This is a genomic window from Nonomuraea sp. NPDC001684 (assembly GCF_053596515.1).
The window spans coordinates 1-3,664 of record NZ_JBSFGJ010000668.1 but is presented as its reverse complement, the minus strand read 5'-3'; the positions used below and the strand labels follow the sequence as shown (position 1 = coordinate 3,664).

General features: G+C 71.8%; 2 protein-coding genes. Both read right to left on the bottom strand.

The window, feature by feature from the left end; all coding sequences use genetic code 11:
* Positions 1–2,151: glycoside hydrolase family 2 protein (locus tag ACWCSD_RS49720; protein WP_449926374.1), on the bottom strand; the 2,151-nt coding region annotated here is incomplete at its 3' end.
* Between the two features lie 21 nt (positions 2,152–2,172).
* Positions 2,173–3,664 (bottom strand): beta-N-acetylhexosaminidase (locus ACWCSD_RS49715; protein ID WP_449926371.1); only part of this gene is annotated, 1,492 nt, incomplete at its 5' end.

The window sequence follows — 3,664 nt, the reverse complement described above, 5'->3', positions numbered from 1 at the left end:
CGCCGCCCGAACACCAGCAGGTCGGACAGCGAGTTGCCGCCCAGCCGGTTGGACCCGTGCGCCCGCGTTGGCCGTGGCGGTGACGGGGGCCGAGGCGATGTACTGCTGGGCCAGGTCCGGCAGGTTGTGCACGGAGACCGTGGCGGTCAGCCCGGAGCGCGTGGTGAGGGTCGAGTTGACCACGTGCACGGCCCGGGTCAGGTAGTCGTAGGCGATGTGCACGGGTTCGGTGGCCTTCTTGGTGCCGAAGTAGCCGCCGCCGGGCTTGAGGTAGTAGTCGTAGAGGTTCCAGTGGACCGACGGCCAGGCGTTGTTCAGCATCCAGAAGATCGAGCCGAACGAGCGCACGTGCTGCCTGGCGCTCCACGCCTCGAAGAAGGCGCGGGCGTTCTCGTAGTTCTGCGCCTCGGACTTGCGGGACTGGTCGGCGGCGGAGGCGGGCGTTCCGTAGCGCTTGGCCAGGCCGGTGCTGTAGGGGGCGATGGTGTCGAACACGCTGCCCGGCTTGCCGGCGTGGTAGTTGTACGCCGTCCCGATGGGCCAGACGTCGGCGGGCGCCAGGAAGCGCTGCAGCGTCTCCAGGGGCGGCGGCGACTCGGTGCCCTCCTCCCCCGTGCTGCCGTACGCGCCGCCGCTGCGGCTCTCGTCCCACCACAGCACCGGCGGCTCCCACACGTACGGGCCGTCCATCTTCATGCCGGCGTCGGCGTTGGACCAGGTGGCGACGTTGTCCAGGGTGGGGTTCTGCCAGTGCAGGGCGGTGGCCACGCTCTTGTACGCGGCCAGGTGCGCGGCCGTCGGCGGCTGGTCGCTGCCGTAGGTCCACAGGAACACCGAGGCGTGGTGGCGCAGCGAGCGGAGCTGGCTGTCCAGCGAGGCGCGGGCGACCTGTTCCTGTTCGGCGGTCCAGGCGCTGTCGTCCTCCCAGGCGCTGCAGCAGACGAAGCCCGGCATGACCAGGATGCCTGCCTTGTCGGCCATGTCGTACAGTTCCTCGTTGCCGAGGGTGCCCTCCAGCCTGATGGTGTTCAGGCCCATGTCCTTGACGTAGGCGATGTGGGCGGCGTTCGTCCTGGTGTCCCAGCGTTGCATCAGGTCCCACACGTACCCGCCGCCGCGCAGCAGGATCGGCCGACCGTTGATCTTGTATCCGGCGAACGAGGTGCCGTTGACGGTGGTGCGGTAGTCGGTGACCTGGCGGATGCCGAAGTCGATGGTCTTGCTGTCGGAGGCGCCCGCGCTGACCGTCAGGCGGTACAGCTCGGGGCTGCCGAACTGGTACGGCCACCACAGCACCGGATCGCTCACGTGCAGGGGCGCGAAGGCGACCTCCTTGCGCTCGCGGGCGGCCAGCGTGACGGCCTGGGAGAAGGTGAGGTCGGGCCGGCCCGCCTTGGTGATCGTGCCGCTGACCGTGGTGGTGACGGGGGCGTTCGTCGCGTTGACGGCGTCCACGTAGACGGCCAGGTCGGCGGCGGCGCCGGACAGGGTGGTCCGCACGTACGGGTCGCGCAGGGCCACCGGGCCCGTGGTGTCCAGCAGGGTCGTGTTCCAGATGCCCGCGTTCATGTCGGGGGCCTCGGGGTTCCAGTCGACCGTGCAGGTGGACAGGTCCTTGCAGTCGTGGCGCGGCGGGGTAACCTTGACGGCCAGCGCGTTGACCGCGCCGGGCCGGATCGCGGCGGTGGCGTCGTACTCGTGGCCGACGAACGTGCCCACGGCCGCGGCGTCCAACTGCACGCCGTTCAGCCAGATCTGGGCGCGGTAGCTGAGGCCCTTGAAACGCAGCCAGTACACCTGGCCGGGGGCCGTGGCCGGGGCGGTGAACTCGCCGCGGAACCACCAGTCCTGGGTGGTCAGGTCGGGCACGTTCTTGAGGTTCTGGCCGAAGTAGACGTCCTGGTAGACGCCGTTCGCGACCAGCCCGGCCAGGACGGTCGAGGGCAGGGTGACCGGGTGCCAGCCGGTGGTGGCGTACCCGGGCGTGGAGATCGCCGCGCCGGTGTCGGCGAGGCCGGTGGCCGAGCGCAGCGCCCAGCCCGAGGCCAGCTCGGTCGAACCGGCCGCCGCGACGGCGCTGCCCGCGCTCACCACCCCCGAGGCGAGCAGCAGGACGAGCACGGCCAGGACGCATCTGATCGATCGTGACATGCGCAGCTCCTGAGGGGGCTCCTACGAACCGGAGGGCCAGGCGATCTGGGTGGAGCGGTAGTAGGCGATCCCCATGACGCGCCAGCGCGGGCCCTGCGCGCCCAGCCGCTGCCGGAACGCGGTCCAGTCGTGCGTGACGGAGGGGGACCAGCCCAGTTCGGCGAGCGCGGGCAGGCGGGGGAAGGCCATGTATTCGAGGTCGGCGGACGTCCTGAGCGTCTCGGTCCACAGCGGCGCCTCGACGCCGAGCACCTGCTCGGGCGGGAGCCTTCTGAGGTAGGCGCCGGGATCCCAGCCGTAGGCGTCCTTGACCTCGATCGTGCCCGCCCAGGTCTGGCCGAGCGGGGTGCGCCGGTTGTACTTCATGTCCAGGTACGCGCGGCTCGCCGGGGACATGACGACCTTCCGGCCCGCCGTCGAGACCGCCGTCTCGGTGGGGTCGCTGCCCCAGTACTGGACGACCGTGGAGGGCAGCGGGGTGGCGTTGACGACGTCGTGCCAGCCGATCACGGTCTTGCCGTGGGCGGCCACGATGCCCTGCGCCCGGTCGACGAACGCCCGGTAGTCGGCCGGCGTCGTGGAGGACGCCTCGTCCCCGCCGATGTGCAGGTACGGGCCGGGGGTGAGCGCGGCCAGCTCGCCGATCACCTGGTCGACGAAGGTGTAGGTGAGCTCCTTGGACGTGCACAGCGAGCTGAACCCGACGTCCGTGCCGGTGTAGCGCGGCGGGGCGACGCCGTCGCAGGTGAGCTCGCCGTAGGAGGCGAGGGCGGCGTTGGTGTGTCCCGGCATGTCGATCTCCGGGATCACGGTGATGTTCCGCGCGGCGGCGTAGGCGACGATCTCCTGGTACTGGGCCTTGGTGTAGAAGCCGCCGGGATCGCCGCCGACCGCCGTGCCGCCGCCGTAGGAGGCCAGCCGGGGCCAGGAGTCGATCGCGATGCGCCAGCCCTGGTCGTCGGACAGGTGCAGGTGCAGGCGGTTGATCTTGTAGAGCGCGATCTGGTCGAGGTACCGCTCGACCGCGTCCACCGGGAAGAAGTGCCTGGCCACGTCGAGCATCGCGCCCCGCCAGGGGTAGCGCGGCCGGTCCACGACCCGCCCGCCGGGCACCGGCCAGGGGCCCGGCTGCACCGTGCCGCCCTCGGCGGCGTACGGGAGCAGCTGCCGCAGCGTCTGCACGCCGTTGAACAGCCCGGCGGGCCCGTTGGCCAGCACGACGATCCCGGTGGCGGTCACGTCGAGCTGGTACGCCTCCTCCCCGCCGGCCACCGTGCCCAGCCGCAGCGCGATCCCGTCCGCCGGCGGGGCCGTCACGATCGGGACCGGGTAGCCGGTCGAGCGGCGCAACCGCGCGGCGAGCTGCTCGCCCACCTCGGGCGCGTCGGAGTAAAGGGCGGTCGCGGCGGTGATCAGGTACGTCACCCCCGCCGCCGGGACCGCGCTCACCGGAGCGGGCACGATCGCGCCGAAGGCGACGGCGGCCGCCGCCGTGGCACTGGGCGAGACGGTC